This is a genomic window from Bradyrhizobium sp. 186 (assembly GCF_023101685.1).
GTDB lineage: Bacteria > Pseudomonadota > Alphaproteobacteria > Rhizobiales > Xanthobacteraceae > Bradyrhizobium.
On record NZ_CP082164.1, the window covers coordinates 4,581,836 to 4,604,628 of the forward strand.

Below are 22,793 nucleotides of genomic sequence, written 5' to 3' on the forward strand. Positions count from 1 at the left end.
GAGCAACAAACGAGGTCCCATGCTGACATGCATAGAAGGCGTCCTGAGCAAAGATGATGTGGCGGATTTCCGCCGCATCATGGACGCCAGCGAATGGGAGGACGGCCGCTCCACCGCCGGCGCGCAGTCGGCCATGGTCAAGCGCAACGAGCAGTTGCCGCCGGACAGCGAGGTCGCGCGCAAGCTGGGCAACCGCATCATTTCGGCGTTGACGTCGAATCCGCGGTTCCTGGCGGCGGCGATCCCGCTGCAGATATTCCCGCCGCTGTTCAACCGCTATGCGGCGAACAGCGGCCACCATTTCGGCCTGCATGTCGACAATGCGATCCGCGGCGATCGCCTGACCGGCCTTCGCATCCGCACAGACCTGTCGGTCACGCTGTTCCTCAGCGAGCCGGAGGAGTACGATGGTGGCGAACTTGTGATCGAGGACACCTACGGCTCGCACGAAGTGAAGTTGCCAGCGGGGGACTGCGTGCTCTATCCCTCGACCAGCCTGCATCTTGTCACCCCGGTGACCCGGGGAACGCGGGTTGCGTCTTTCTTCTGGCTTCAGAGCATGATACGTGACGACCAAGCCCGTAGCATGATCTTTGACCTCGACACCGCCATTCAGGCGCTGGTGGGACGGCTCGGGCGTGACGATCCCGAAACGGTCAAATTGACGGGTATCTATCACAACCTCATTCGCTACTGGGCCGAAGTATGAAGAGCACATCTTTCCAAGCAAGCCTTGCCGCAGCCGTGATGCTGGCGGCCGCCTGGCTCGCGTCTCCTGTTTCCGCCCAGCAACAAACCCAGCCGGCGGCGCCAGTGGCCTCGACGGCTACCGCGCCCGCTGCGCCGGCAGCCGCCGCACCGACGGCCTCGACGCCCGACGGAGCATCCGTCGACGCGGGCGGCCGCACATTGAAGTCGGCCGCGCCGATGATGAAGGAACTGTCGCCCTGGGTGATGTTCATGTCTGCGGACATCATCGTGAAGGCGGTGATGATTGGGCTCGCCTTCGCCTCGCTCGTGACCTGGACCGTCTTCATCGCCAAGTCGATCGAACTGTCGGTCGCGTCCGCCAAGCTTCGTTCGGCGCTGAAGAAGGTCGCGGAAGCGCGCTCGCTCGCGGAAGCGCAGATGGCGCTCGGCGCCAAGGAGGGCATCTTGCCGTCCTTCCTGGCGGCGGCACTGCGCGAGGCGCGGATGTCGGCGGGCATCTCCAGCGATACCGGCATCAAGGAGCGCGCGGCTTCGAGCTTCGCCGAGATCGTGCGCGCAGAACAGCGACGCATCCGCATCGGCATGGGCGTGCTCGCGACCATCGGCGCCACGTCGCCCTTCGTCGGCCTGTTCGGCACGGTCTGGGGCATCATGAACAGCTTCATCGGCATCTCCAAGTCGCAGACGACGAACCTCGCCGTGGTCGCGCCCGGCATCGCCGAAGCGCTGCTCGCCACCGCGATCGGTCTCGTCGCCGCCATCCCCGCCGTCATCATCTACAACCACTTTTCGCGCGTGACGAAGAGCTATCTCGAGCTCGTCAGCCGCGCCTCGGGCGCATCGGGGCGGCTCTTGTCGCGCGATCTCGATCGCAGCCACGGCAGCGTGCATTCGCGCGCGGCGGAGTGAACGATGGGCGCTTCGATTGCAGACAACGACGTCGATGACGACGATTTCTCCGAGACGCATGAGATCAACGTCACGCCGTTCATCGACGTCATGCTGGTGCTGCTGATCATCTTCATGGTCGCTGCTCCGCTCTCGACGGTCGACCTGCCGATCGACTTGCCGACGTCGACGTCGACGCCCCAGAAGAAGCCGGACAAGCCGACCTATGTCACCATCAAGCCGGATCTTTCGGTGGCGATCGGGGAAACCTTCGTCAAGCGTGTCGAACTGGTCGGTGCGCTCGACAACACAGCGGATATGAGCAGGGACAAATACATCTTCCTGCGCGCCGACCGCGCCGTGCCGTATGGCGAACTGATGGAGGTGCTGGAGTTCCTGAACAAGGGGGGCTATTCCAGGGTCAAGCTGGTGACGCTGGAGGGTGTCCCGGGGGCCGCGCCCCCGCAGGACGCGCCTGCGGCAGCACCGAAGCCGTGACGAAGGCCCGACGCCGATGTCCGATCTCGAACTGAAACCGTCTCGCAAGCTGTGGGTGATCGCCGCAGTGGGCGCGGTTGCGCTCCATCTCGGGGGCGCGGCTCTGGCGCTCGCCAATTTGCGCGGCGACGAGCAGGACTTCATCGCCGATCCGCAAGGTATCGAAGTGGGTCTGGAGGCGATGTCTCCCAATGGCGAACCCAGCGAGTTGCCGCCGGGACCAGACTCGAACGAGTCCGTGGCGTCGCCCGAGCTGACCGAGCAGAAGGCGGAACTCAAGGAAAGCAGCCTTCCGAAGGATATCCCGACGGAGACCGAGGAGGCCGACCGGGCTGTGGCGCTGAACGAGACCAAGAAGCCGGTCGAGGAAGACATCAAAACCCCGGCTGTCCCGACTAACGCCTCAGTAGCTTCACCTGCGGCCGAAGCGACGGCGATGCCGACGTCCGACGCCGAGAAGAAGAGCGACCGCTCCGTTCGCATCCGCCAGGGCTGGGAAAAGGACCTGGTCGCGCATCTCGACCGGCACAAGCGCTATCCCAAGGGCCTGTTCAAGGCCGCTGAACTCTCGGTCCGGCTGACGCTCGATCGGCTCGGGCATGTGATCTCGGTCGCCATCGAGAAGGGCTCTGGCGATCCGGCCTTCGACGACGCAGCCATCGGAATGGTCACGCGCTCCGATCCCGTACCGACGCCACCGGCGCTGGTCGCAGACGATGGGCTGACATTCGTCTTGCCGGTGATCTTCAGGAAGAACGAGAAGGCGGGCAAGGCTGAGGCCGCGGCGCGCCCCTCGGCTCAGCGCCAGTAAAGCCGGATCCCGACGTAGACCACCACCAGGCAGGCGAAGATCAGCGCCACCGGGAGCGGCCGCTTCTGGCTCCCGCCAAACGTCGCCGCCACGAAGGAGGCTGCCTTCTTCGGCTTCGGCGCCGGGCGGCGGAAGGCGGTAACATTGTCCGCCGACGGCTCGGGCGGGCGGGCGCGGACGTCTGGCGCGGTTCCCGCGCCCCCCATCTCGGCATAATAGGCCTTATAGATCGCAGCCGTGGTGGCCTCGGTGGCCTCGCCTTCGCCCATCTGCGCCAGGAGATTCTTGTAGCTGGCGAGGAATTCCTGAGCCTCAGGAGGCAGCGCGGACAACCCGTTGAGTTTGGCCATCATCTTCCAGGTGGCGAAATCGGCGCGGGCACGGGTGTCGGCGCGTCGCGCAATCAGCATATCGGCAGCTTTGACCAAGTCGGCCTCGGGCCCTTCGGCTTGTAATCGGTGTGGCGGTTCAACTACGCATTGCCGGTCAGGAAGAGAACAGCCTGAATCACATAACCGGTCAACGTTCGCAGTATTGCTGAAATAGCATCAAGATTTAGACCGAACTGGGAACCGGCCAGCGGCAGCAAAATCAGCAGTCCGATCAGGATCAGCATACCGAACGGCTCGAGTCGGGCCAGCGCCAGGGCGAGCGGCCGGGGCAATAGCCCGACCGCGACCCGTCCGCCATCGAGCGGCGGGATCGGCATCATGTTGAAGACGGCCAGGACGGCGTTGATCACCAGTGCATTTTTGAGGTTGTCGAAGATCCATTGCGCCGAGTTGGCCGGCGCCCAGGGCAGAGCGTGGAGGGCGAGAGCCGTCAGGAGCGCCAGCAGGATGTTGGTGACGGGCCCCGCCAGCGCCACCCAGACCATGTCGAGCCTGGGGTTGTTGAGATTGCGGAAATTCACCGGCACCGGCTTGGCATAGCCGAACAGGAACGGCGAATGCGCAAACAGCAGCATCGCCGGCAGGATCAAGGTGCCGAACGGGTCGATGTGCCGGAGCGGATTGAAGCTGACGCGGCCGAGCTTCCATGCGGTGTTGTCGCCGAGGCGATGCGCGACAAAGCCGTGCGCGGCTTCGTGGAAGGTGATGGCGAGCAACAGCGGCAACACCCAGACCGAGAGGTCATAGAGGGAAATATTCACGGCTTATCTGTCCCGGTTTTGTATGCGGCCTTGCAGCCGACCCAGCCAAACCGGCGGTGCAGCGACGCTGCAGGTCAACATATGGTGGCCGATTCTGAAATGCCACGCTGTAAATGATCCGCCAGCAGCGCCCCGGCGCGCGATAGGCTGCGCGCGCGGTGGAGGCGGATGTCTGCCGCAGGTAACGGCGGCAGGCCGTCGCGCGCGCAGAGGGGGCGAAGGCGAGGGGGTAGGGTGCCGGCCTTGACCACCGTGACCCGCAAGGCCCGCGGCCGCGATCGACTCGACCGCTGCCAAGGTTCGGCTGACATAGGCAAGGCGCCACGGCCGGCCGGCGGCATCGAGGGCCTCAGCAGCCCATTGGCGGAACAGGCAGCCCGGCGGGTAAAGCGCGACAGGCAGCGGATCTTGCGTCCCGGCCGGATAGGCGGCGGCCGCCGCCCATACCGCCTGCTCGCGCCTCAGCAACTCGCCGTCACCGCGTCCTTGCGGATGCATGGCGATGACGAGGTCGTAGGCTTCGCCAAGCCGTGCGGGCATCGTCGCGGTCAGCCCGGTCTCAATCTCGACCTGGACCGGCGGATGGCTTTTGGCAAAGCTCGCCAGCAGGGGCGGAATGACGATCGTGCCATAATCGTCCATCACGCCGAGGCGAACCACGGCTTCGGTCTTGCGCGCGCGGAGCGCTCCGATTGCCTCGGCATTGAGGGCGAGGATGCGCCTCGCATAGACGCGTAGCTCTTCGCCCGCCGCGGTCGGCGCGACGCCGGCCCTGGTGCGGTGAAACAGTTTTGCATCGAGCCGCTCCTCCAGGCGCCTGATCTGGACGCTCACCGCCGATTGGGTCCGGTTGAGCGTCGCGGCCGCGTGCGTGAACGAGCGATGCTCGGCGACTGCGAGAAAGGCCTTCAGAAGATCGGGGTCGAGATCGGAGACGTTCATGACGAAACGTTATCTCAGCATGACGGAAATTCCATTCCCTGTTTCGGCGCGCCTCGTATGCTGTCCGCAAAGCTGTTCAACGAGAGAGACTGTGGGCGAAATCTCTGGCGTTTTGGCCGCCGTGCTGTCGAGCGGGTTGGGCGGGACCTCGATCGGCGCCACGCGCTATCTCGTCAGTGTAATCGATCCGCTCGCGATCGGTTCATTCCGGTTCGGCATCGGCTTTCTGTTGCTGTTGCCTCTGACGTTCCTGAGGGGCGATCGCTGGCCGGAGCGAGGGGACTGGGGCGCCGTGGTTGCCCTCGGCTTTCTGTTCTTCGCCCTGTTTCCGGTCCTGTTCAATGCATCGCTCATCTTCACGACCGCGGCGCGCGGCGCGCTCGCTTTGTCGACGCTTCCCCTGTTAACGCTGGTGATCGGGGCGGCGCTCGGCAGCGAAGCCCTGACGTGGCGCAAATCGGTCGGTGTCGTGGTGGCGACGCTGGGCGTTGCGGTCGCGCTTCTCTCCGACCTGACTTCGGCACCGGTTGGCGCCTGGCGCGGCGATCTGCTGATGGTCGCTGCCGCGCTGTGCATGGCGCTGTACGGCATCTGGTCGCGGCCCCTGATCCGGCGCTCCAGCCCGATCGCCTTCACCACCATGAGCATGGCGGCGGGCGCGGCCAGCCTCATCCTGCTCTCGTGTTTTCGCGGCAGCTTTGCGCCGGTTATGAGTTTCGGCGCGCCGCAATGGCTGGCGGCGTTCTATCTCGGTGCCTTCGGTGCCGCGCTGACCTTCCATCTCTGGGCCTTCGCGCTGGAACGAACGACGCCGACGCGCGTGGCGATCTCGGTGACGGTCAATCCGATCACGGCATCGCTGGTCGGGGCCTACCTGCTGCACGAGCCGCTGCGCTGGAATCTGGCGGCTGGCATCGTCGCGGTATTTGCCGGGATATGGATCGCCACGACGACGGGGCATCGCATTCAGGCCGCCAGCGCGTCCGCTTCAAACCGATCCTGACATCACGTGGGTCATGCCGGGATCGTCGTCGGATATTGCAGCAGGCCGTCGTCGAGCTTCAGCCAGGCGATTTTCTCCGAGACCCAAATGTGGTCGCTCGGCGCAAAGGCGTTGCGGTCGTCGAAGGTGGCGAGCGCGACGCCCGCCAGCGTGCCGTTGCGCCGCCAGGAGAACAGTCGTGTGCCGCAGCGCTTGCAGAACACGCGGTCGATGTTCTCGGACGACGCATAGCGCCCGGTGTCGCCCTCGACGGTTAACGCGGTCTGGTCGAACTGCGCACGGGCGAAGAAGGGCGAGCCCATCGCCTTCTGGCAGTTGCGGCAATGGCAGACGCGGACGTTGAGCGGCTCACCCTCGGCCTTGAACCGCACCGCGCCGCACAGGCATCCGCCTTCCCGGATCATGGCTCAGGCCACCCGCCATTCGCCGACCTGGCGCGCCATGGTCCAGTTGAGCTCATCGAGATCACCGTCCATCTTCGTATTCGCGCGCCTCGTGTTGGTGAAGGCAGCCCAGCAGAAGCCGCCATGGGTGCGGACCGCGATGGTGCTGGTGCCCGGCAGGCTGCCATTGTGCCACCAATTGTCGAACTTGTTGATGCAGAAGCCCTTGGCATAGTCCGGGCTGTAGCTGGGCGCGATGGTCATGACCTGGATGGTGCGCGGCCGCAGGATGTTCGCTGGCCTGGCGTAGCCGTCGACATGCATCAGGAACTGCACGAGGTCGGTCGGCGTGGCGATCCAGCCGCCGTGGGAATCCATTCGCCTCACGTCCATGTCGTACGGGCTTTCGCCGCGGCTGTAATAGGCGACCTCGCCGGCCTGGCGCTGGTCGCGCGTGTTGCCCGCGATCGTCATGTCGGTAACGCCGCAACGGGCGAGCACCTCGGCGCGGACGTGCTCGGCATAGGCCTGGCCGGTGAGCTTCTCGATGATCCGCCCCACCACGCAATAGCCGAAATTGGAGTAGGCGTAGCCCTGGCCTGGCGGGCGGTCCAGCGGCCGGTTGGCCAGCGTCCAACTGATCAATTGCGCACGGTCCATCCGCGGATGCGTGAACATGGGATCGCGGTTGTCGTTGCTCCAGCCGCCCGCGGTGTGCGTCAGCAGGTGCTCGAGCGTGATCTGGTCGATGCCGGCAGAATAGGGCGGCTGGCCATAATCGGTGCCGAGGATCGCGCCGGGGCCGAAGACGCGGTCCGCCAGCTTGACGCGGTTCTCCTCGATCAGGCGGAAGATCGTGACGGAGGTGATCATCTTGCTGACGCTGGCGATCCGGAACAGGTGCCGCGGCGTCGCCGCTTCGTTTTGCTCGCGATCGGCAAGACCGAAGGCGTCCTGATGGACGACCGTGCCGGCATAGCCGATCGCAAAGGAGAACGCCGGCACGTCATATTTGTCCATGAAGGCACGCGCCAGCCTCGCCATCGCCGCGCGCTCGGCTGACGACGGCGGGCGTATGCTCGCCGGATTGGGCGCCAGTTGTGCGAGCGCGCCGCGCGGAAGCAGCGGCAGCGCGCATGCGCCCGCTGCGAGTTTTACGATATCCCGACGCCCAAGCTTCATGGTCCGCCCCCCTCGGGCGCCCAAGGTCTCAATAGGTCGCCCGGCCACCGGAAATATCAAACACAGCACCGGTGGAGAAGGCACAATCTTCTGATGCGAGCCAGGCCACCATCGCCGCAAGCTCCTCGACCAGCACGAAGCGGCCCTTGGGGATTTTCGAGAGCATGAAGTCGATATGCTGCTGCGTCATCTGGTCGAAGATCGCGGTTTTCGCCGCCGCCGGCGTCACCGCATTCACCAGGATGTCGTGCGCGGCGAGCTCCTTGCCGAGCGATTTCGTCAGTGCGATCAGGCCGGCCTTGGAGGCCGAGTAGTGCGACGCGTTCGGATTGCCTTCCTTGCCGGCGATGGAGGCGATGTTCACGATCCGCCCGTATTTCTGCTTGAGCATCGCGGGCACGACCGCCTTGCAGCAGATGAAGGGACCGTCGAGGTTGATGCGCAGCACCTTGCGCCATTCCTCGAGATCGGTTTCCCAGACCGGCTTGTTGATGCCGGCAATACCGGCATTGTTGACGAGGATGTCGATCTTACCGAAGGCGGCAAGCGTCGCATCGCGTGCCTGTTCGACGCCAGCGGTGTCGGTGATGTCGACCTTGAAGACGCGGACGTCGCCGCCGATCTCCTTCGCCGTCTTTTCGGCAAGCGCGGCGTCAAAGTCCCAGATCGCGACCTTGGCGCCGGAAGCGACAAAGCGCTGGGTGATGGCGCGGCCAAAACCCTGCGCGCCGCCGGTGACGATGGCGACGCGGCCGTTGAGATCGATCTTGTTCATGAGGTCTGATCCCTTGGACGTCAGAGCATGTAACCGCCGTCGACGACGAGGTCGACGCCGGTGGTAAACGCGCTTTCGTCACTGCCGAGATAGACCGCCATCGACGCGATTTCGTCTGCGGTGCCGAGCCGGCCCATCTTCTGGCGGGAGACGAACATCTCCTTGCCCTGGGGCCCCTGGGCGGCGGCGCGGTCGAGCATCGAGGGGGTCTCGACGGTGCCGGGGCAGATGCTGTTGCAGCGGATGCCTTGCGTGATGAAGTCGAGCGCAACCGCGCGCGTCAGCAGCGACACCGCGGCTTTGGATGCGCTGTAGGCATAACGGTTGGCCGGCGGCCGCAGCGCCGCGCAGGACGAGATGTTGACAATGCTGCCGCCGCCGCCTGCCAGCATCAGCGGCAGGAATGCTTTGATGGTCCGGTGCATGGACTTGACGTTGAGGTCGAACGAAAAATCCCAATCCTCTTCCGAGCAGTCCAGGATGGTCCCGTGGTGCACGAAGCCCGCCGCATTGAGCAGGATGTCGATCTTGCCGATGCGCTTGGCAAAGGCGTTGACGTCGGCGGTGTTGCGAACGTCGAGCTTTGCCGTCTCGGCGATGCCTTCCTTGGTCAGGCTGGCGATGCCGCTTTCATTGATGTCGGTAGCGATCACGGTTGCGCCTTCACGCGCGAAGGCAATTGCGCATGCGCGCCCGATGCCTGCCGCAGCAGCCGTGACAACAGCGCGCTTTCCCTTGAGGCGGTCTGTCATGTTCTTGTTCTCCTTTATTTGCTGTCGTCAGTCCGGGGCGCGACGTAGTCGCGAGCCCGGAATCCATAACCACGATCGGGAGTATGGATTCCGGGCCTGCGCCTCGCGGCGCATCCCGGAATGACAATCGTTGTTAGTGATTATCCCGCGCGACGCCAAACGTGCCCGCGACGTTCTGGTAGCGCGTGGCGAGCTCCATGCAGGCGCCGGTCGATTGCTGGCCGACGGTGTTGCGATAGATCTCCTGCCACGGCGTCTGGTTCGGCGGATGCTTGAAGCCGCCATTGGCCTTCAGCTCGGCGTGGCGCTTCTTCACCTCGTCGTCGGAGATCAGGATGTTGGCGCTGCCCTTGTTGAGGTCGACGCGCACCTTGTCGCCGGTCTTGAGAATCGCAAGCCCGCCATTGGCAGCGGCTTCCGGCGAGGCGTTGAGGATCGAGGGCGAGCCTGAGGTGCCGGACTGGCGGCCGTCGCCGATGCAGGGCAGGGAGTGGATGCCGCGTTTGATCAGCGCCGCCGGCGGCTGCATGTTCACGACCTCGGCGCCGCCGGGATAACCGATCGGTCCGGTGCCGCGGATGAACAGCACGCAGCGCTCGTCGATGTCGAGCGCGGCATCGTCGATGCGCGCGTGGTAGTCCTCCGGTCCCTCGAACACGATGGCGCGGCCCTCGAAGGCGTTGAGGTCCTTCGGGTTGCTGAGATAGCGGTCGCGAAACTCCTTGGAGATCACGCTGGTCTTCATGATCGCGGAATCGAACAAATTGCCCTTCAGCACCAGGAAGCCGGCGTCCTTCACCAGCGGCTTGTCGTAAGCCCAGATCACGTCGTTGTCGGGTTTGGGCGCATTGGCGCAGTTCTCGCCGATGCCGCGACCGTTCACCGTGACCGCGTCTTCATGGATGCGCTTGTGCTGCATCAGTTCGCGGACCACGGCCGGCACGCCGCCGGCGCGGTGAAACTCCTCGCCGAGATAGAAGCCGGCCGGCTGCATGTTCACCAGCAGCGGCACGTCGTGGCCGAATTTCTGCCAGTCGTCGATCGTGAGCTCGACGCCGATATGGCGCGCCAGCGCGTTGATGTGGATCGGCGCGTTGGTCGAGCCGCCGATCGCCGAGTTGATCACGATGCAGTTCTCGAACGCCTTGCGGGTCAGGATGTCCGAAGGCTTCAAGTCCTCCCAGACCATCTCGACGATGCGCTTGCCCGTCTCGTAGGCGATCTGCCCGCGCTCGCGATAGGGCGCCGGGATCGCTGCGCATCCGGGCAGCGAGAAGCCGAGCGCTTCCGCAAGTCCGTTCATGGTCGAGGCGGTGCCCATGGTGTTGCAATGCCCGACCGACGGAGCGGACGAGGCCACGATCTCCATAAACTCCTCATAGTCGATCTCGCCCGCGGCGAGCCGCTCGCGCGACTTCCAGACGATGGTGCCCGAGCCCGTGCGCTCGCCGGCATGCCAGCCGTTGAGCATTGGGCCGCCCGACAGCACGATGGCGGGCAGGTTCACGGTCGCGGCGGCCATCATGCAGGCGGGCGTGGTCTTGTCGCAGCCGGTGGTCAGCACCACGCCGTCCAGCGGATAACCGTACAGAATCTCGACCAGGCCGAGATAGGCGAGATTGCGATCGAGCGCCGCGGTCGGGCGCTTGCCGGTCTCCTGGATCGGATGGGTCGGGAATTCCATCGCGATGCCGCCGGCCTCGCGGATGCCTTCGCGAACCCGGTGCGCGAGCTCGATATGGTGGCGGTTGCAGGGCGACAGGTCGTTGCCGGTCTGGGCGATGCCGATGATCGGCTTGCCGGACTGGAGTTCGGCGCGGGTGAGACCGTAGTTCAGGTAGCGCTCCATATAGAGCGCGGTCATGCCCGGATTATGCGGGTTGTTGAACCATTCCTGCGAGCGAAGATGGCGGCGGCTGCCGTTGCTGGCGGGCGCATGCCCGTTGGTCGGCTTTTTTGTCATTGATCTCTCCTGCAATGCAAACGCACTGGCGTCGGTCTTATGGTGTCAGCTTGTGCGATGCCCAGCGGCGCGAGCGATGGCGGCTGGCGGGTCGTTTCCTCACAAATGCGATACTATTCATGGCCACTTGGTAACGCTACCATTTTGTTCGGCACGCCCGCGCCGGAAACGGCCGGCCTGCTGTCCGAACGCCGCACCGGCGAGCTCTGGCGCTCGATCACCTTGTAGCCGAGGTCGAGCACAGGTTGTTCCGGGCGCCGCCCTTCGATCGCATCGATCAGCATGGTGGCGGCCGTCCGGCCCATCTCGTAGCGGTTGGTGCGCACGCTGGTCAGGGTGGGGACGGCGGAGGCCATGAATTCGAGGTCGTTGAATCCGATGATGGCGATCTGGTCGGGTACCGGGATCTCGCGGCGGCGGCATTCGAACAGCACACCGAGCGCCAGGTCGTCATTGGCGCAGAACACCGAGTCGATATCGGGCGACTTGGCCAGCAGATCGGCGAACAGCGCGCCGCCGAGCGTGACGGAGGTCGGCGTGCCGGTGGCAACGATCAAGCGTTGGTCGAACAGACCCGCATCCTTCATGGCGGCCTGATAGCCGTCGAGCCGCCGCTGCACCCGCGGGTCCATGCGCGCGCCGACGAATCCGATCTTTCGGTGACCCTGCTCGAACAGGTGCGCAATCGCCGCGCGAGCTGCATCATAGTGCGAAAAGCCGATCATCATGTCGACCGGATTGGGCCCTATCTCCATGATTTGCACGATCGGGCAGTCGGCGGCCTCCAACATCGCGTGCGATTCCGCGGTCTGGTCGATGCCGGTGACGATCAGCCCGGCCGGCTTCTGCGCAAGAAACAGGCGCAGCAGTTTCTCCTCCTGGAGGATACTGTAGCGTGTGTTGGACAACTGGATCGAGTAACGGCTGTTCTCGGATGCATCATAGATGCCGCGCAGCACGTCGGAGAACACGTTGTTGGTCAGGGACGGGATCAGCACGCCGATCACCTCGGTGCGGTGCGAGGCCAGCGCCCGTGCGGCGAGGTTCGGCACATAGCCGAGCTCCTTGGCGGCGCTTTCGACCCGCGTCCGCTTGGCGACCGACAGCGCCTCGGGATTGCGAAAGAAGCGGGAGGCGGTGATCGGGCTGACGCCGGCGAGCTCGGCGACTTCCGCCAGCCGGATTTTGCCTGACTTGGTGCGCTTTCGACCCATTTGTTGCTCTTAACACAGTCACTCCCGCAAACAAAGGAACGTTGACAGCGCTACCAGCAACGACTAACCAAAGAGAAATTGCCAAAACCGCGCAAACTGCCGACAATGTTGCTCGATAAGATCGGGCTTCGATCGGTGAAGTCTGAAAAAACAAGACGGTGGCGGCGCGACAGTTGCGTCGTCGAGTCGAAGGAGGGAGCTAGATGTCGTCTGTGCAAATCCGCGACGTGCGGAAATCGTTCGGCAATTTTGAAGTCCTGCACGGCGTCTCGATTCCGATCGAGGACGGCCAATTCGTCGTCCTGGTTGGCCCCTCCGGCTGCGGCAAGTCGACGCTTCTGCGCATGCTCGCAGGCCTCGAGAACATCACCTCCGGCACGATCTCGATCGGCGACCGCGTCGTCAACAATGTCCAGCCCAAGGAGCGGGACATTGCGATGGTGTTCCAGAACTACGCGCTTTATCCGCACATGACCGTCGGCGAGAACATGGGCTTCTCGCTGAAGCTGCGGAGCGCGAGCTCTGACGAGATCAACAAGCGCGTCAAGCGCGCCGCCGAAATTCTGGCGCTGTCGCCGCTGCTCGAACGCTATCCGCGGCAGCTCTCCGGCGGCCAGCGCCAGCGCGTCGCCATGGGCCGCGCCATCGTGCGCGATCCGCAGGTGTTCCTGTTCGACGAGCCGTTGTCGAACCTTGATGCCAAGCTGCGCGTCGCCATGCGCACCGAGATCAAGGAGCTGCATCAGCGGCTGAAGACGACCACCGTCTACGTCACCCACGACCAGATCGAGGCCATGACCATGGCCGACAAGATCGTCGTCATGCATGACGGCATCGTCGAGCAGATGGGCACGCCGCTCGAGCTCTACGACAAGCCGGAGAACCAGTTCGTCGCCGGCTTCATCGGCTCTCCGGCGATGAATTTCCTGAAAGGCCATGTGCGCGTCAATGGCGTTGCGACCTTCGAGGGACCGAACGGGGTCAAGCTGCCGCTGCAGAGCGCGCCGGCGGCGTCCGACGGCCGTCCTGTGGTCTTTGGCGTCCGGCCCGAGCATTTCACCATCGCTGACGACGGTGCGGAAGCCGAGATCGTCGTGGTCGAGCCGACCGGCTCCGAAACGCAGGTGTTTGCAAAGCTCGGTGGTGAGCAGGTCGTCGCGGTCTTCCGCGAGCGTCACCAGTTCAACCCCGGCGACAAGGTTCGGCTGAAGCCCGATCCGTCCGTGGTTCACTTGTTCGACGAGGCGACCGGTAAACGCATGTAACGACGTAAAAAACCAACCAATACAAATATAAAAAATCAGGGAGAGAACGATGAGCGATTTCAACAGGCGTAGTGTGCTCAAAGCTGGCCTGGGCGGCGCAGCGTTGCTGGCTGGCCCAGGCATCGTCCCGGTCCGTGCGGCGGAGTGGACCAACGTGCCGGAGCCGAACGCCTCCATCCGCGTCTTGCGCTGGAAGCAGTTCATCCAGGCCGAGTTCGACAAGTTCGCCGAGCAGACCAAGAAGTTCTCCGAAAAGACCGGCGTCAAGGTGAAGCTGGAAGCCGAGAGCTGGGAAGACATCCGGCCGAAGGCCGCGGTTGCCGCCAATGTCGGCGCCGGTCCCGACCTCATCCTCGGCACGCTCGACGATCCCCACAAATTCCCGGAGAAGCTGATCGACATGACTGACGTCGCCGATTATCTCGGCGCCCAGTATGGCGGCTGGTATCCGGTCGCCGAGAAGTACGGCAAGAAGGGCAATAGCTGGATCGCCATTCCGCAGGGTGCGACCGGCGGCTGCATGAATTACCGCGTCAGCCACATGAAGGCTGCGGGCTTCGAGCAATTCCCCAAGGACACGGCCGGCTTCCTCAAGCTCTGCCAGGCCCTGAAGAAGAACAATACCCCGGCTGGCTTCGCGCTGGGTCACGCCACGGGCGATGCCAACGGCTGGTGCCAGTGGGCGCTGTGGTCGCATGGCGGCAAGGTCGTCAACGAAAAGAACGAGGTCGTGATCGACTCGCCGGAAACGATCGCGGCGCTCGAATACGTCAAGCAGCTCTATGAAACCTTCATCCCCGGCGTGCTGTCGTGGAATGACTCCAACAACAACAAGGCGTTCCTGAACGGCGAGCTCAGCCTGACGCTGAACGGCATCTCGATCTGGACCGTCGGCAAGAACTCCACGGATCCGAAGCAGCAGGAGATCGCCAAGGACATGGATCACGCGCCGATGCCGATCGGTCCCGTCGGCGTGTCGACCGAGCAGCAGAACGTGCTGGTCGCCTACGGCTACAAGCACTCCAAATATCCCAAGGCGGTGAAAGAATACATCAAGTTCATGTGGGACAAGGAGAACTACGACGCCTGGGAGGTCGCCTCCAATGGCTACGTGTCGCCGCCGCTGCCGGCCTATAACGACAACCCGGTCTGGACCTCTGACCCGAAGATCACGCCGTACCGTGACTGCCTGAAGCGCTGCCGCGACAACGGCTTTGCCGGCGATCTCGGCTACGCCTCCGCCGCCGTGATGGGCGACTTCGTCGTCGTCGACATGTTCGCCGAGGCGGCCTCGGGATCGGCGACGCCGAAGCAGGCGGCAGCGCGCGCCGCCGAGCGCGCCAAGCGCTACTATCAGGTCTGATTATAGGCACAGACGGCGGCGTCCAGCTCACTGGACGCCGCCGTCGTCGTTCCGTAAGGGGAGTCCGACATGGCAGTTATGGCCGAGCCCGGCGTCGCGCAGGTCAAGCGCAGCAGCCTCTGGTCCAGAGCATTCGAAAGCCGAAATTTCCTGGGCGCGATGTTCATGGTGCCGGCGATCACCATCCTCGTGCTGTTTCTGGCTTATCCGCTGGCGCTGGGCTTCTGGCTCGGTATGACGGATACCAAGATCGGCGGTGTCGGGCGCTTCATCGGCTTCCAGAACTTCGTTTCGCTCTCGAAGGATTCGGTGTTCTGGCTGTCGGTCTTCAACACCATCTTCTACACGGTGTCCGCCAGCATCGTGAAATTCGCCATCGGACTTTACCTGGCGCTGCTGCTTAACGAGCGGCTGCCGTTCAAGTCGATGATCAGGGCGATTGTGCTGCTGCCGTTCGTCGTGCCGACGGTGCTCTCGGCCATCGCGTTCTGGTGGATCTACGACAGCCAGTTCTCGATCATCTCGTGGGTGCTGATGAAGGCCGGCCTGATCACGCGATACATCGACTTCCTCGGCGATCCCTGGAACGCGCGCTGGTCGGTGGTCGTCGCCAATATCTGGCGCGGCGTGCCCTTCGTGGCGATCACGCTGCTCGCCGGACTCCAGACCATCTCGCCCTCGCTCTATGAGGCGGCCAATCTTGACGGCGCGACCAACCTGCAGCGCTTCCGCCACATTACGCTGCCGATGCTATCGCCGATCATCGCCGTCGTGATGACATTCTCGGTGCTGATGACCTTCACCGATTTCCAGCTGATCTACACCATCACGCGCGGCGGGCCGATCAACGCCACGCATCTGATGGCGACGCTGTCGTTCCAGCGCGCCATCACCGGCGGCAATCTCGGCGAGGGGGCGGCGATCTCGAATGCGATGATCCCGTTCCTGGTCGCGGCGATTCTGTTGAGCTTCTTCGGACTTCAGCGTTCTCGCTGGCAGCAGGGCGGGAGGGACTGATCATGACCACTGTGGACGACCAAACCGTCGGAATGTCCTATTTGGAAAGCCTGCCGCGGAGATTTATCCGCGTCTATCTTCCGCTCGGCCTGATCATGATCTTCCTGCTGTTCCCGTTCTACTGGATGGCGGTTGCGACGTTCAAGCCGGACGCGGAGATGTACGATTACGAGAAGTACAACCCGTTCTGGATCGTGCATCCGACGCTCGAGCACATCAAGAAACTGTTCTTCGACACCGACTATCCGCTCTGGATGTGGAACACCGTGATCGTGTCGGTGTCCTCGACCTTCATCTCGCTGTTCGCCAGCGTCTGCGCGGCCTATGCGATCGAGCGGCTGCGCTACAAGGGCTCGCGCTATGTCGGCCTGGCGATCTTCCTCGGCTACCTGGTGCCGCCGTCGATCCTGTTCATTCCGCTCGCGGCGACGGTGTTCCAGCTCGGCCTGTTCGACGGCAATCTGGCGCTGATCCTGACCTATCCGACCTTCCTGATTCCGTTCTGCACCTGGCTGCTGATGGGCTATTTCCGCACCATTCCCTATGAGCTCGAGGAGTGTGCGCTGATCGACGGGGCAACACGGCTCCAGATCCTCACCAAGATCACGCTGCCGCTGTCGCTTCCGGGGGTGATCTCGGCCGGCATTTTCGCCTTCACGTTGTCGTGGAACGAGTTCATCTACGCGCTGACCTTCATCTCCTCGTCCGAGAACAAGACCATCCCCGTCGGCGCGATCACCGAGCTCGTCAACGGCGACGTCTATCATTGGGGCGCGCTGATGGCCGCAGCCCTGACCGGCTCGGTCCCCGTAGTTATCCTTTATTCCTTCTTCGTGGAGTACTATGTGTCGGCAATGACCGGCGCCGTGAAGGAGTGATCGCGGGGCCTGCCTTGAGAGCGCGCCAAGAGAACGTGCCAGTAGCGGCGCGTTCCGGCCAATAAGAAGGAGTAGGCTCTTGCACATTCTGGTTCTGGGCGCCGCCGGCATGGTCGGCCGCAAATTGTGTGAACGGCTGTTGCGCGACGGCCGGCTCGGCAAGAGCGACATCACCAAGCTGACTATGCACGACGTGGTCGAGCCGAAGAAGCCCGAAAAGGCCGGTTTTGCCGTCGAAACAGTGTCGGGCGATTTCGCCGTGCCGGGCGCGGCTGAAAAGCTGATTGCCGGCCGCCCCGACGTGATCTTCCATCTCGCCGCGATCGTCTCGGGCGAGGCCGAGCTCGATTTCGACAAGGGCTACCGCATCAACCTCGACGGTACGCGGATGCTGCTCGACGCCGTCAGGCTTGCGGGCGGCGGTTACAAGCCGCGCGTGGTCTTCACCTCCTCGATCGCGGTGTTCGGCGCGCCGTTCCCGGAGGCGATCGGTGACGAGTTCTTCCATACGCCGCTTTTGAGCTACGGCACCCAGAAGGCGATCGGCGAACTGCTGCTCGCCGATTATTCGCGCCGCGGCTTCCTCGACGGCATCGGCATCCGCCTGCCGACCATCTGCATCCGGCCCGGCCTGCCCAATAAGGCGGCATCCGGCTTCTTCTCCAACATCCTGCGCGAGCCGCTCGCCGGCAAGGAAGTGATCCTTCCCGTGTCCGAAGATGTCCGGCACTGGCATGCGACGCCGCGCTCCGCCGTCGGCTTCCTGCTCCATGCCGGCACCATGGACCTTGCCACCGTCGGCCCGCGCCGCAACCTGACCATGCCGGGCCTGTCGGCCACGGTCGGCGAGCAGATCGCGGCGCTGAAGCGGGTCGCGGGCGAAAAGGTCGCCGCCCGCATCAAGCGGGAGCCGGATCCCTTCATCGTCGGCATCGTCGGCGGCTGGCCGCGCAATTTCAATCCAAAGCGGTCGCTCGAGCTCGGCTTCACCACCGCCGAGAAGACCTTTGACGACATCATCCGCATTCACATCGAAGACGAGCTCGGCGGCAATTTCGTCGCGTGATCTGTGACTGAGCGGGTAAAGTGATGGCGAGCGTTGCTTGCATCGGCGAATGCATGGTCGAGCTCCGGCAGGCCCAAGGGGGACATTCTGCTGGCCAGTCCAGCGGGCAAGGGCAGGGTGGCGGCCTGTACTCGCGCGGCTTTGGCGGTGATACCCTCAACACGGCGGTCTATCTGGCGCGGCTCGAGGTCAAGGTCGATTATCTCACCGCGCTCGGCGACGACGCCTTGAGCGATGAGATGATCGCGGCCTGGACGGCGGAGGGCGTCGGGACCCGTCGTGTCCTGCGCTTGCCGGGCAAGCTGCCCGGTCTCTACATGATCCAGCTGGATGCAAAGGGCGAGCGGCAGTTCTTCCACTGGCGCGACAGTGCTGCGGCGCGCCGGCTGATGGATCTGCCGGAGACGAACGAGCTGCTCAACTCGCTGATGAGCTACGACATCGTCTATCTCTCGGCGATCACGCTCTCGATCTACGACGCGGCCGGGCGTGAGCGCCTGTTCGCCGCGATCAAGCGCGCGCGCCTGCTCGGCACCCGCTTCGTGTTCGACACCAACTTTCGCGCACGCGGCTGGCCCGATCGCGACGTCGCCCGCGAGGTCTTTGCGGCGGCCTTCGCGGCTGCCGACATCGTGCTGACCTCGACCGAGGATTTGCACGCGCTCTATCCCGGCGAAAGCCACGACCAGCTGATGGCGCGCATCCCGTCGCCGGAACTGGTGTTCCGGCTCGCCGAGCCGGTGAGCCTGCTGCGTTTCCCCGGCGGCACCAGCGAGGTCCGCGCCGAACCCCTGACCAGGCCCGTGGTCGATACCACCGCGGCCGGCGACAGTTTTGCCGCGGCTTATATCGCCGCCCGGCTCGCCGGGTCCGACCCCGTCGAGGCCGCACAGGCCGGGCATCGCCTCGCCAGCCTCGTGATCTGCTATCCCGGCGCCATCATTCCGGGCTATGCCATGCCGCCGAAGAAGCGGCACCGGCCGGCGACCTCACGCCAGGCGACCAAGTGAAACGAAAGCCAAGACCCACGAGATGACCACGACTGCCCAACAGAACCAACTCGCCACGCTGTTCAGGGACGCGACCGTTATCCCCGTCCTCACGATCGAGCGTATCCAGGATGCTGTGCCGCTGGCGCGTGCGCTGGTTGCCGGCGGCGTCCGCACGCTGGAGGTGACCCTGCGCACCCCTGTTGCGATCGAGGCGGCGAGGGCGATGATGGCCGAAGTACCCGAGGCGATCGTCGGCATCGGCACGATTCTCAATCCGGCCGACTTCACCCGTGTCGAGAAGCTCGGCGTCAAGTTCGGCATCAGCCCGGGCCTGACTCCCGACCTCTTGAAGGCCGCGGCCGACAGCGCGTTGCCGTTCGCGCCAGGCATTGCCACCGCCTCCGAGCTGATGATGGCCCTGACGCACGGTTTCGACCTCGCAAAATTCTTCCCGGCCGAGCAGGCCGGCGGGATCAAGGGCCTGCGCGCGCTCGGCGGTCCCTTCCCGAATGTCCGGTTCTGTCCCACCGGCGGGGTCGGCGAGGCCAATGCGGCGACCTGGCTCGCCGAGCCCAATGTGGTGGCGGTCGGCGGTTCATGGTTGTGTCCGACGGCGGAGATCAGGGCCGGGAACTGGGCCGGCATAACTGCCATCTGCCAGCGCACGCTGAAAGCCCTGAAAGCCACGTGAAGTCTTGCCATCCTTGGGCTAAGACTTAGGTCAGTAAGAGACCCTAGGGAGAATAACCATGACCGCCAGCATCGTCGGATGGGCGCATACGCCGTTCGGCAAGTTCGACACCGAAACCGTCGAAAGCCTCGTCACGCGCGTCGCCAACGAGGCGATGGCGGACGCCGGTATTTCGGCTGGCGACGTCGACGAGATCGTGCTCGGCCATTTCAACGCCGGCTTCTCGCCGCAGGATTTTACCGCCTCGCTGGTGCTCCAGGCCGACCCAAAACTGCGCTTCAAGCCGACGACCCGTGTCGAGAACGCCTGCGCGACCGGCTCGGCCGCCGTGCATCAGGGGGTTCGCGCGATCGCCGCGGGGGCGGCCAAGATCGTCCTGGTCGTCGGCGTCGAGCAGATGACGCGCACGCCGAGCGCCGAGATCGGCAAGAACCTGTTGAAGGCGTCGTATCTGCCGGAGGACGGCGACACCGTCGGCGGCTTCGCCGGCGTGTTCGGCAAGATCGCCAGCTCCTATTTCCAGAAATACGGCGACCAGTCCGATGCGCTGGCGCTGATCGCCGCCAAGAACCACAAGAACGGCGTCGCCAATCCCTTCGCCCAGATGCGCAAGGATTTCGGCTTCGAGTTCTGCCGCGCCGAGAGCGAGAAGAACCCCTACGTCGCCGGTCCCCTGAAGCGCACCGACTGCTCGCTGGTCTCCGACGGCGCAGCTGCCTTGGTGCTGGCCGACGCCGAGACCGCCAAGGGCATGAGCAAGTCGATCGGCTTCCGTGCCACCGCGCACGCGCAGGACTTCCTGCCGATGTCCAAGCGCGACATCCTCCAGTTCGAGGGCTGCACGGTTGCCTGGCAGCGCGCGCTGGAGAAGGCCGGCGTTGCGCTCACCGATCTCTCCTTCGTCGAGACCCATGACTGCTTCACGGTCGCCGAGCTGATCGAGTATGAGGCGATGGGCCTGACGCCGAAGGGGCAAGGCGCCCGGGCCATCAAGGAAGGCTGGACGCTGAAGGACGGCAAGCTGCCGGTCAATCCGTCCGGCGGATTGAAGGCCAAGGGCCACCCGATCGGCGCCACCGGCGTCTCCATGCATGTGATGACCGCGATGCAGCTCGCCGGCCAAGCGCCCGAAGGCATGCAGATCAAGAACGCCAAGCTCGGCGGCATCTTCAACATGGGCGGTGCCGCGGTCGCCAACTACGTCTCCGTGCTGGAGCCGCTGAAGTAAGTTTTTGTAGGGTGGGCAAAGGCGCCGTTGCGCCGTGCCCACCACTTTATTTGTGCTATGTCATGGTGGGCATGCTTCGTTTTGCCCACCCTACTGCTCCTGATTGATTTGCAAGGAATGCGTCATGAGCAATGAATCTTCATTATCGATAGACGAACTCAACGATCGCATCGCGATCCTCGAGGACAATATCAGGCAGCTGATCGAGCAGGCCGCCGCCGCCTCGGGCGAGCAGAACGAGGCGCGCGTCGCCGACCGCATCAACCAGCAGAACGACGAGCTCGACCGACTGCTGAAGATCCGCGAATCCCGCCAGAAGAAATAGCTCGCGATATCGCCGCGCGGCGCATGCGGCCATACCCCGGCCGCACTTGCGTGCGCGGCGCCGCTGCCGTTAGCTGGACCGAAATCGCGGGCCGCGCCTTGAGCCCGCGCAATCGGGAGTGAACGATGGGGCCGCTGAAGGGCATCAAGGTCATCGACATGACGACCGTGCTGATGGGGCCCTATGCCACCCAGATGCTCGGCGACTACGGCGCCGACGTGATCAAGGTGGAGTCGATCGAGGGTGACGTCACCCGGCTGATCGGTCCGATGCGCCACTCCGGCATGGGCCCGGTGTTCCTCAACACCAACCGCAGCAAGCGCTCGATCTGCCTCGATCTGAAGAAAGCCGCAGGCCGCGAGGCCGTGCTGCGGCTGATCGAGGGAGCCGACGTGCTGGTCTACAACGTCCGTCCGCAGGCGATGGCGCGGCTTCAGCTCGGCTATGACGTCGTCTCCGCGATCAATCCGCGCCTCGTCTATGCCGGCGTGTTCGGCTTCGGCCAGGACGGGCCCTATGCGGCAAAACCCGCCTATGACGATCTGATCCAGGGCGCGACCGCGCTGCCGGCCCTGATGGCGCAGACCGGCGACGGCGTGCCGCGCTATGTGCCGAACGCGCTGGTCGACCGCATTGTGGGCCTCACCGCCGTCGGCGCGATCTGCGCCAGCCTCGTACATCGCGATCGCACCGGACGCGGCCAGCGCGTCGACGTCCCGATGTTCGAGACCATGGCGGGCTTCGTCATGGGCGATCACATGGGCGGGCTCACCTTCGAGCCGCCGCTCGACAAGGGCGGTTACGCCCGCCATCTCTCGCGCGACCGCAGGCCGTACAAGACATCGGACGGCTATCTCAGTGTCATCGTCTACAACGACAAGCAGTGGCATAGTTTCTTCGAGGCGACCGGCCGCGACGATCTGCGCGCCGATGCGAAGTTTGCTACCTTCGCGGGCCGCGCCGCCAACATCGATGTCGTCTATGCCGAGCTCGCGCGCATCTTCGAGACCCGAACGACGGCTGAATGGATCGAGCTGCTGACCAAGGCCGACGTTCCGGTGATGCCGATGCACGACCTGCAAACCATCCTGCATGATGAGCATCTGGAGGCGACCGGCTTCTTCCCGGTCGTGAACCATCCGACCGAAGGCCCGATCCGCAGCATGAAGGTGACGGCCACATGGTCGGACACCGAGGCCGAGCCGGTGCGGCTGGCGCCGGGGCTCAACGAGCATGGCGCGGAGATTCTGCACGAGATCGGCTACTCCCAGGATGAGATTGCCGCCATGGTCCACGATGGCGTCACGCGTTCGCCGCCGGAATAGGGAGAAGTGTTGGTGCAAACTCTCTCATCCGTCATTCCGGGGCGCGACAACGTCGCGAGCCCGGAATCCATACTCACGATGGTGGTTATGGATTCCGGGCTCGCGCCCCAAGCGGGCGCGCCCCGGAATGACGACGGAGAGAGACTGCCATGAGCTTCATCACCGGCGTCGGCTTCACGCCCTTTGGCAAGCATGAAGGATCATCCTCGCTCGACCTGATGAGCAAGGCCGCCCAGCTCGCGCTCGACGATGCCGGGCTGAGACGCTCGGATATCGACGGCATCCTCTGCGGCTACTCCACCGTCTCGCCGCACATCATGCTGGCGACCGTGTTCGCCGAGCATTTTGGTATCCGTCCGGCTTACCTT

At 64.3% G+C, this 22,793-nt stretch carries 24 protein-coding genes and 1 pseudogene; 16 read left to right on the forward strand and 9 right to left on the reverse strand.

Annotated elements, in window-relative coordinates:
* Positions 1 to 19: 19 nt before the first annotated feature.
* The 4 genes from IVB18_RS21800 to IVB18_RS21815 are packed head-to-tail and all read left to right on the forward strand — an operon-like array spanning position 20 to position 2,908.
* Positions 20 to 709, forward strand: coding sequence for a Fe2+-dependent dioxygenase (locus tag IVB18_RS21800; protein WP_247991010.1), 690 nt, complete (start codon positions 20 to 22; stop codon positions 707 to 709).
* Entirely contained in the window at positions 706 to 1,620 is a 915-nt protein-coding gene (gene exbB / locus IVB18_RS21805) for a tonB-system energizer ExbB (RefSeq protein ID WP_247991011.1), read from the forward strand. The genes IVB18_RS21800 and exbB overlap by 4 nt, the downstream gene beginning before the upstream one ends.
* A gap of 3 nt (positions 1,621 to 1,623) precedes the next feature.
* Positions 1,624 to 2,097 carry a TonB system transport protein ExbD gene (gene exbD / locus IVB18_RS21810; protein WP_247991012.1) on the forward strand — a complete coding sequence of 158 codons (474 nt, stop codon included), beginning with the start codon at positions 1,624 to 1,626 and terminating at the stop codon, positions 2,095 to 2,097.
* A 16-nt stretch (positions 2,098 to 2,113) separates the two neighbouring features.
* Positions 2,114 to 2,908: a TonB family protein gene (locus IVB18_RS21815; RefSeq protein WP_247991013.1), complete on the forward strand. Its 795-nt coding sequence runs from the start codon at positions 2,114 to 2,116 to the stop codon at positions 2,906 to 2,908.
* On the opposite strand, the gene IVB18_RS21820 is transcribed toward IVB18_RS21815, so the two are convergent.
* The 3 genes from IVB18_RS21820 to IVB18_RS21830 form a co-directional block, all read right to left on the reverse strand.
* A complete protein-coding gene (locus IVB18_RS21820) occupies positions 2,896 to 3,318 on the reverse strand; it encodes a hypothetical protein (RefSeq protein WP_247991696.1) in 423 nt (140 codons plus the stop codon). The two genes, IVB18_RS21815 and IVB18_RS21820, sit on opposite strands and share 13 nt — an antisense overlap.
* A gap of 62 nt (positions 3,319 to 3,380) precedes the next feature.
* Complete coding sequence (locus IVB18_RS21825; protein ID WP_247991014.1) at positions 3,381 to 4,061, reverse strand: site-2 protease family protein; 681 nt, start codon at positions 4,059 to 4,061, stop codon at positions 3,381 to 3,383.
* A 3-nt stretch (positions 4,062 to 4,064) separates the two neighbouring features.
* Positions 4,065 to 5,003, reverse strand: a complete 939-nt coding sequence (locus IVB18_RS21830; protein WP_346732653.1) for a LysR family transcriptional regulator — start codon at positions 5,001 to 5,003, stop codon at positions 4,065 to 4,067.
* Between the two features lie 91 nt (positions 5,004 to 5,094).
* On the opposite strand from IVB18_RS21830, the gene IVB18_RS21835 reads away from it, so the two are divergent.
* Positions 5,095 to 6,006, forward strand: coding sequence for a DMT family transporter (locus IVB18_RS21835; RefSeq protein ID WP_247991015.1), 912 nt, complete (start codon positions 5,095 to 5,097; stop codon positions 6,004 to 6,006).
* Between the two features lie 11 nt (positions 6,007 to 6,017).
* Here IVB18_RS21835 and IVB18_RS21840 read toward each other — a convergent pair whose 3' ends face one another.
* From IVB18_RS21840 to IVB18_RS21865, 6 genes are all read right to left on the reverse strand, one after another.
* Positions 6,018 to 6,410 carry a GFA family protein gene (locus IVB18_RS21840; RefSeq protein ID WP_247991016.1) on the reverse strand — a complete coding sequence of 131 codons (393 nt, stop codon included), beginning with the start codon at positions 6,408 to 6,410 and terminating at the stop codon, positions 6,018 to 6,020.
* 3 nt (positions 6,411 to 6,413) lie between these two features.
* Positions 6,414 to 7,571, reverse strand: a complete 1,158-nt coding sequence (locus IVB18_RS21845) for a serine hydrolase domain-containing protein (protein WP_247991017.1) — start codon at positions 7,569 to 7,571, stop codon at positions 6,414 to 6,416.
* A gap of 28 nt (positions 7,572 to 7,599) precedes the next feature.
* Complete coding sequence (locus tag IVB18_RS21850) at positions 7,600 to 8,346, reverse strand: SDR family NAD(P)-dependent oxidoreductase (RefSeq protein WP_247991018.1); 747 nt, start codon at positions 8,344 to 8,346, stop codon at positions 7,600 to 7,602.
* A 20-nt stretch (positions 8,347 to 8,366) separates the two neighbouring features.
* Positions 8,367 to 9,098 (reverse strand): SDR family oxidoreductase, encoded by a 732-nt coding sequence (locus IVB18_RS21855; protein WP_247991019.1) that lies wholly within the window; start codon positions 9,096 to 9,098, stop codon positions 8,367 to 8,369.
* A 133-nt stretch (positions 9,099 to 9,231) separates the two neighbouring features.
* Complete coding sequence (locus IVB18_RS21860) at positions 9,232 to 11,061, reverse strand: IlvD/Edd family dehydratase (protein WP_247991020.1); 1,830 nt, start codon at positions 11,059 to 11,061, stop codon at positions 9,232 to 9,234.
* 113 nt (positions 11,062 to 11,174) lie between these two features.
* Positions 11,175 to 12,275, reverse strand: coding sequence for a LacI family DNA-binding transcriptional regulator (locus tag IVB18_RS21865; protein WP_247991021.1), 1,101 nt, complete (start codon positions 12,273 to 12,275; stop codon positions 11,175 to 11,177).
* Between the two features lie 203 nt (positions 12,276 to 12,478).
* Here IVB18_RS21865 and ugpC point away from each other — a divergent pair, with 203 nt between their 5' ends.
* From ugpC to IVB18_RS21920, 11 genes and pseudogenes are all read left to right on the forward strand, one after another.
* Complete coding sequence (gene ugpC / locus IVB18_RS21870; RefSeq protein WP_247991022.1) at positions 12,479 to 13,540, forward strand: sn-glycerol-3-phosphate ABC transporter ATP-binding protein UgpC; 1,062 nt, start codon at positions 12,479 to 12,481, stop codon at positions 13,538 to 13,540.
* A gap of 49 nt (positions 13,541 to 13,589) precedes the next feature.
* Positions 13,590 to 14,903, forward strand: a complete 1,314-nt coding sequence (locus tag IVB18_RS21875; RefSeq protein ID WP_247991023.1) for an ABC transporter substrate-binding protein — start codon at positions 13,590 to 13,592, stop codon at positions 14,901 to 14,903.
* Positions 14,904 to 14,972: 69 nt separating this feature from the next.
* Positions 14,973 to 15,920, forward strand: coding sequence for a sugar ABC transporter permease (locus IVB18_RS21880; RefSeq protein ID WP_247991024.1), 948 nt, complete (start codon positions 14,973 to 14,975; stop codon positions 15,918 to 15,920).
* A gap of 2 nt (positions 15,921 to 15,922) precedes the next feature.
* Complete coding sequence (locus IVB18_RS21885) at positions 15,923 to 16,798, forward strand: carbohydrate ABC transporter permease (RefSeq protein WP_247991025.1); 876 nt, start codon at positions 15,923 to 15,925, stop codon at positions 16,796 to 16,798.
* Positions 16,799 to 16,877: 79 nt separating this feature from the next.
* The gene (gene denD, locus IVB18_RS21890; RefSeq protein WP_247991026.1) at positions 16,878 to 17,864 is read left to right on the forward strand and encodes a D-erythronate dehydrogenase; all 987 of its coding nucleotides are present in this window, start codon (positions 16,878 to 16,880) and stop codon (positions 17,862 to 17,864) included.
* Between the two features lie 23 nt (positions 17,865 to 17,887).
* Positions 17,888 to 18,874: a sugar kinase gene (locus IVB18_RS21895; protein WP_247991027.1), complete on the forward strand. Its 987-nt coding sequence runs from the start codon at positions 17,888 to 17,890 to the stop codon at positions 18,872 to 18,874.
* Positions 18,875 to 18,896: 22 nt separating this feature from the next.
* Positions 18,897 to 19,547 carry a bifunctional 4-hydroxy-2-oxoglutarate aldolase/2-dehydro-3-deoxy-phosphogluconate aldolase gene (gene eda, locus IVB18_RS21900; protein ID WP_247991028.1) on the forward strand — a complete coding sequence of 217 codons (651 nt, stop codon included), beginning with the start codon at positions 18,897 to 18,899 and terminating at the stop codon, positions 19,545 to 19,547.
* 58 nt (positions 19,548 to 19,605) lie between these two features.
* Complete coding sequence (locus IVB18_RS21905; protein ID WP_247991029.1) at positions 19,606 to 20,775, forward strand: acetyl-CoA acetyltransferase; 1,170 nt, start codon at positions 19,606 to 19,608, stop codon at positions 20,773 to 20,775.
* Between the two features lie 124 nt (positions 20,776 to 20,899).
* Positions 20,900 to 21,100, forward strand: coding sequence for a hypothetical protein (locus tag IVB18_RS21910; RefSeq protein ID WP_247991030.1), 201 nt, complete (start codon positions 20,900 to 20,902; stop codon positions 21,098 to 21,100).
* A 125-nt stretch (positions 21,101 to 21,225) separates the two neighbouring features.
* Positions 21,226 to 22,425 (forward strand): CoA transferase, encoded by a 1,200-nt coding sequence (locus IVB18_RS21915; protein WP_247991031.1) that lies wholly within the window; start codon positions 21,226 to 21,228, stop codon positions 22,423 to 22,425.
* Positions 22,426 to 22,574: 149 nt separating this feature from the next.
* Positions 22,575 to 22,790 (forward strand): annotated as a pseudogene (locus tag IVB18_RS21920) (thiolase family protein); the annotation flags it as partial.
* Positions 22,791 to 22,793 lie beyond the last annotated feature (3 nt).

Coding starts and splice junctions, on each gene's coding strand:
- eda (WP_247991028.1), top strand. CDS start 18,897: ATGACCACGACTGCCCAACAGAACCAACTCGCCACGCTGTTCAGGGAC.
- IVB18_RS21860 (WP_247991020.1), bottom strand. CDS start 11,061: ATGACAAAAAAGCCGACCAACGGGCATGCGCCCGCCAGCAACGGCAGC.
- IVB18_RS21850 (WP_247991018.1), bottom strand. CDS start 8,346: ATGAACAAGATCGATCTCAACGGCCGCGTCGCCATCGTCACCGGCGGC.
- IVB18_RS21910 (WP_247991030.1), top strand. CDS start 20,900: ATGAGCAATGAATCTTCATTATCGATAGACGAACTCAACGATCGCATC.
- IVB18_RS21875 (WP_247991023.1), top strand. CDS start 13,590: ATGAGCGATTTCAACAGGCGTAGTGTGCTCAAAGCTGGCCTGGGCGGC.
- IVB18_RS21885 (WP_247991025.1), top strand. CDS start 15,923: ATGACCACTGTGGACGACCAAACCGTCGGAATGTCCTATTTGGAAAGC.
- IVB18_RS21800 (WP_247991010.1), top strand. CDS start 20: ATGCTGACATGCATAGAAGGCGTCCTGAGCAAAGATGATGTGGCGGAT.
- IVB18_RS21865 (WP_247991021.1), bottom strand. CDS start 12,275: ATGGGTCGAAAGCGCACCAAGTCAGGCAAAATCCGGCTGGCGGAAGTC.
- IVB18_RS21815 (WP_247991013.1), top strand. CDS start 2,114: ATGTCCGATCTCGAACTGAAACCGTCTCGCAAGCTGTGGGTGATCGCC.
- IVB18_RS21840 (WP_247991016.1), bottom strand. CDS start 6,410: ATGATCCGGGAAGGCGGATGCCTGTGCGGCGCGGTGCGGTTCAAGGCC.
- exbD (WP_247991012.1), top strand. CDS start 1,624: ATGGGCGCTTCGATTGCAGACAACGACGTCGATGACGACGATTTCTCC.
- IVB18_RS21855 (WP_247991019.1), bottom strand. CDS start 9,098: ATGACAGACCGCCTCAAGGGAAAGCGCGCTGTTGTCACGGCTGCTGCG.
- IVB18_RS21915 (WP_247991031.1), top strand. CDS start 21,226: ATGGGGCCGCTGAAGGGCATCAAGGTCATCGACATGACGACCGTGCTG.
- IVB18_RS21895 (WP_247991027.1), top strand. CDS start 17,888: ATGGCGAGCGTTGCTTGCATCGGCGAATGCATGGTCGAGCTCCGGCAG.
- exbB (WP_247991011.1), top strand. CDS start 706: ATGAAGAGCACATCTTTCCAAGCAAGCCTTGCCGCAGCCGTGATGCTG.
- IVB18_RS21880 (WP_247991024.1), top strand. CDS start 14,973: ATGGCAGTTATGGCCGAGCCCGGCGTCGCGCAGGTCAAGCGCAGCAGC.
- ugpC (WP_247991022.1), top strand. CDS start 12,479: ATGTCGTCTGTGCAAATCCGCGACGTGCGGAAATCGTTCGGCAATTTT.
- IVB18_RS21820 (WP_247991696.1), bottom strand. CDS start 3,318: ATGCTGATTGCGCGACGCGCCGACACCCGTGCCCGCGCCGATTTCGCC.
- IVB18_RS21845 (WP_247991017.1), bottom strand. CDS start 7,571: ATGAAGCTTGGGCGTCGGGATATCGTAAAACTCGCAGCGGGCGCATGC.
- IVB18_RS21830 (WP_346732653.1), bottom strand. CDS start 5,003: ATGAACGTCTCCGATCTCGACCCCGATCTTCTGAAGGCCTTTCTCGCA.
- IVB18_RS21905 (WP_247991029.1), top strand. CDS start 19,606: ATGACCGCCAGCATCGTCGGATGGGCGCATACGCCGTTCGGCAAGTTC.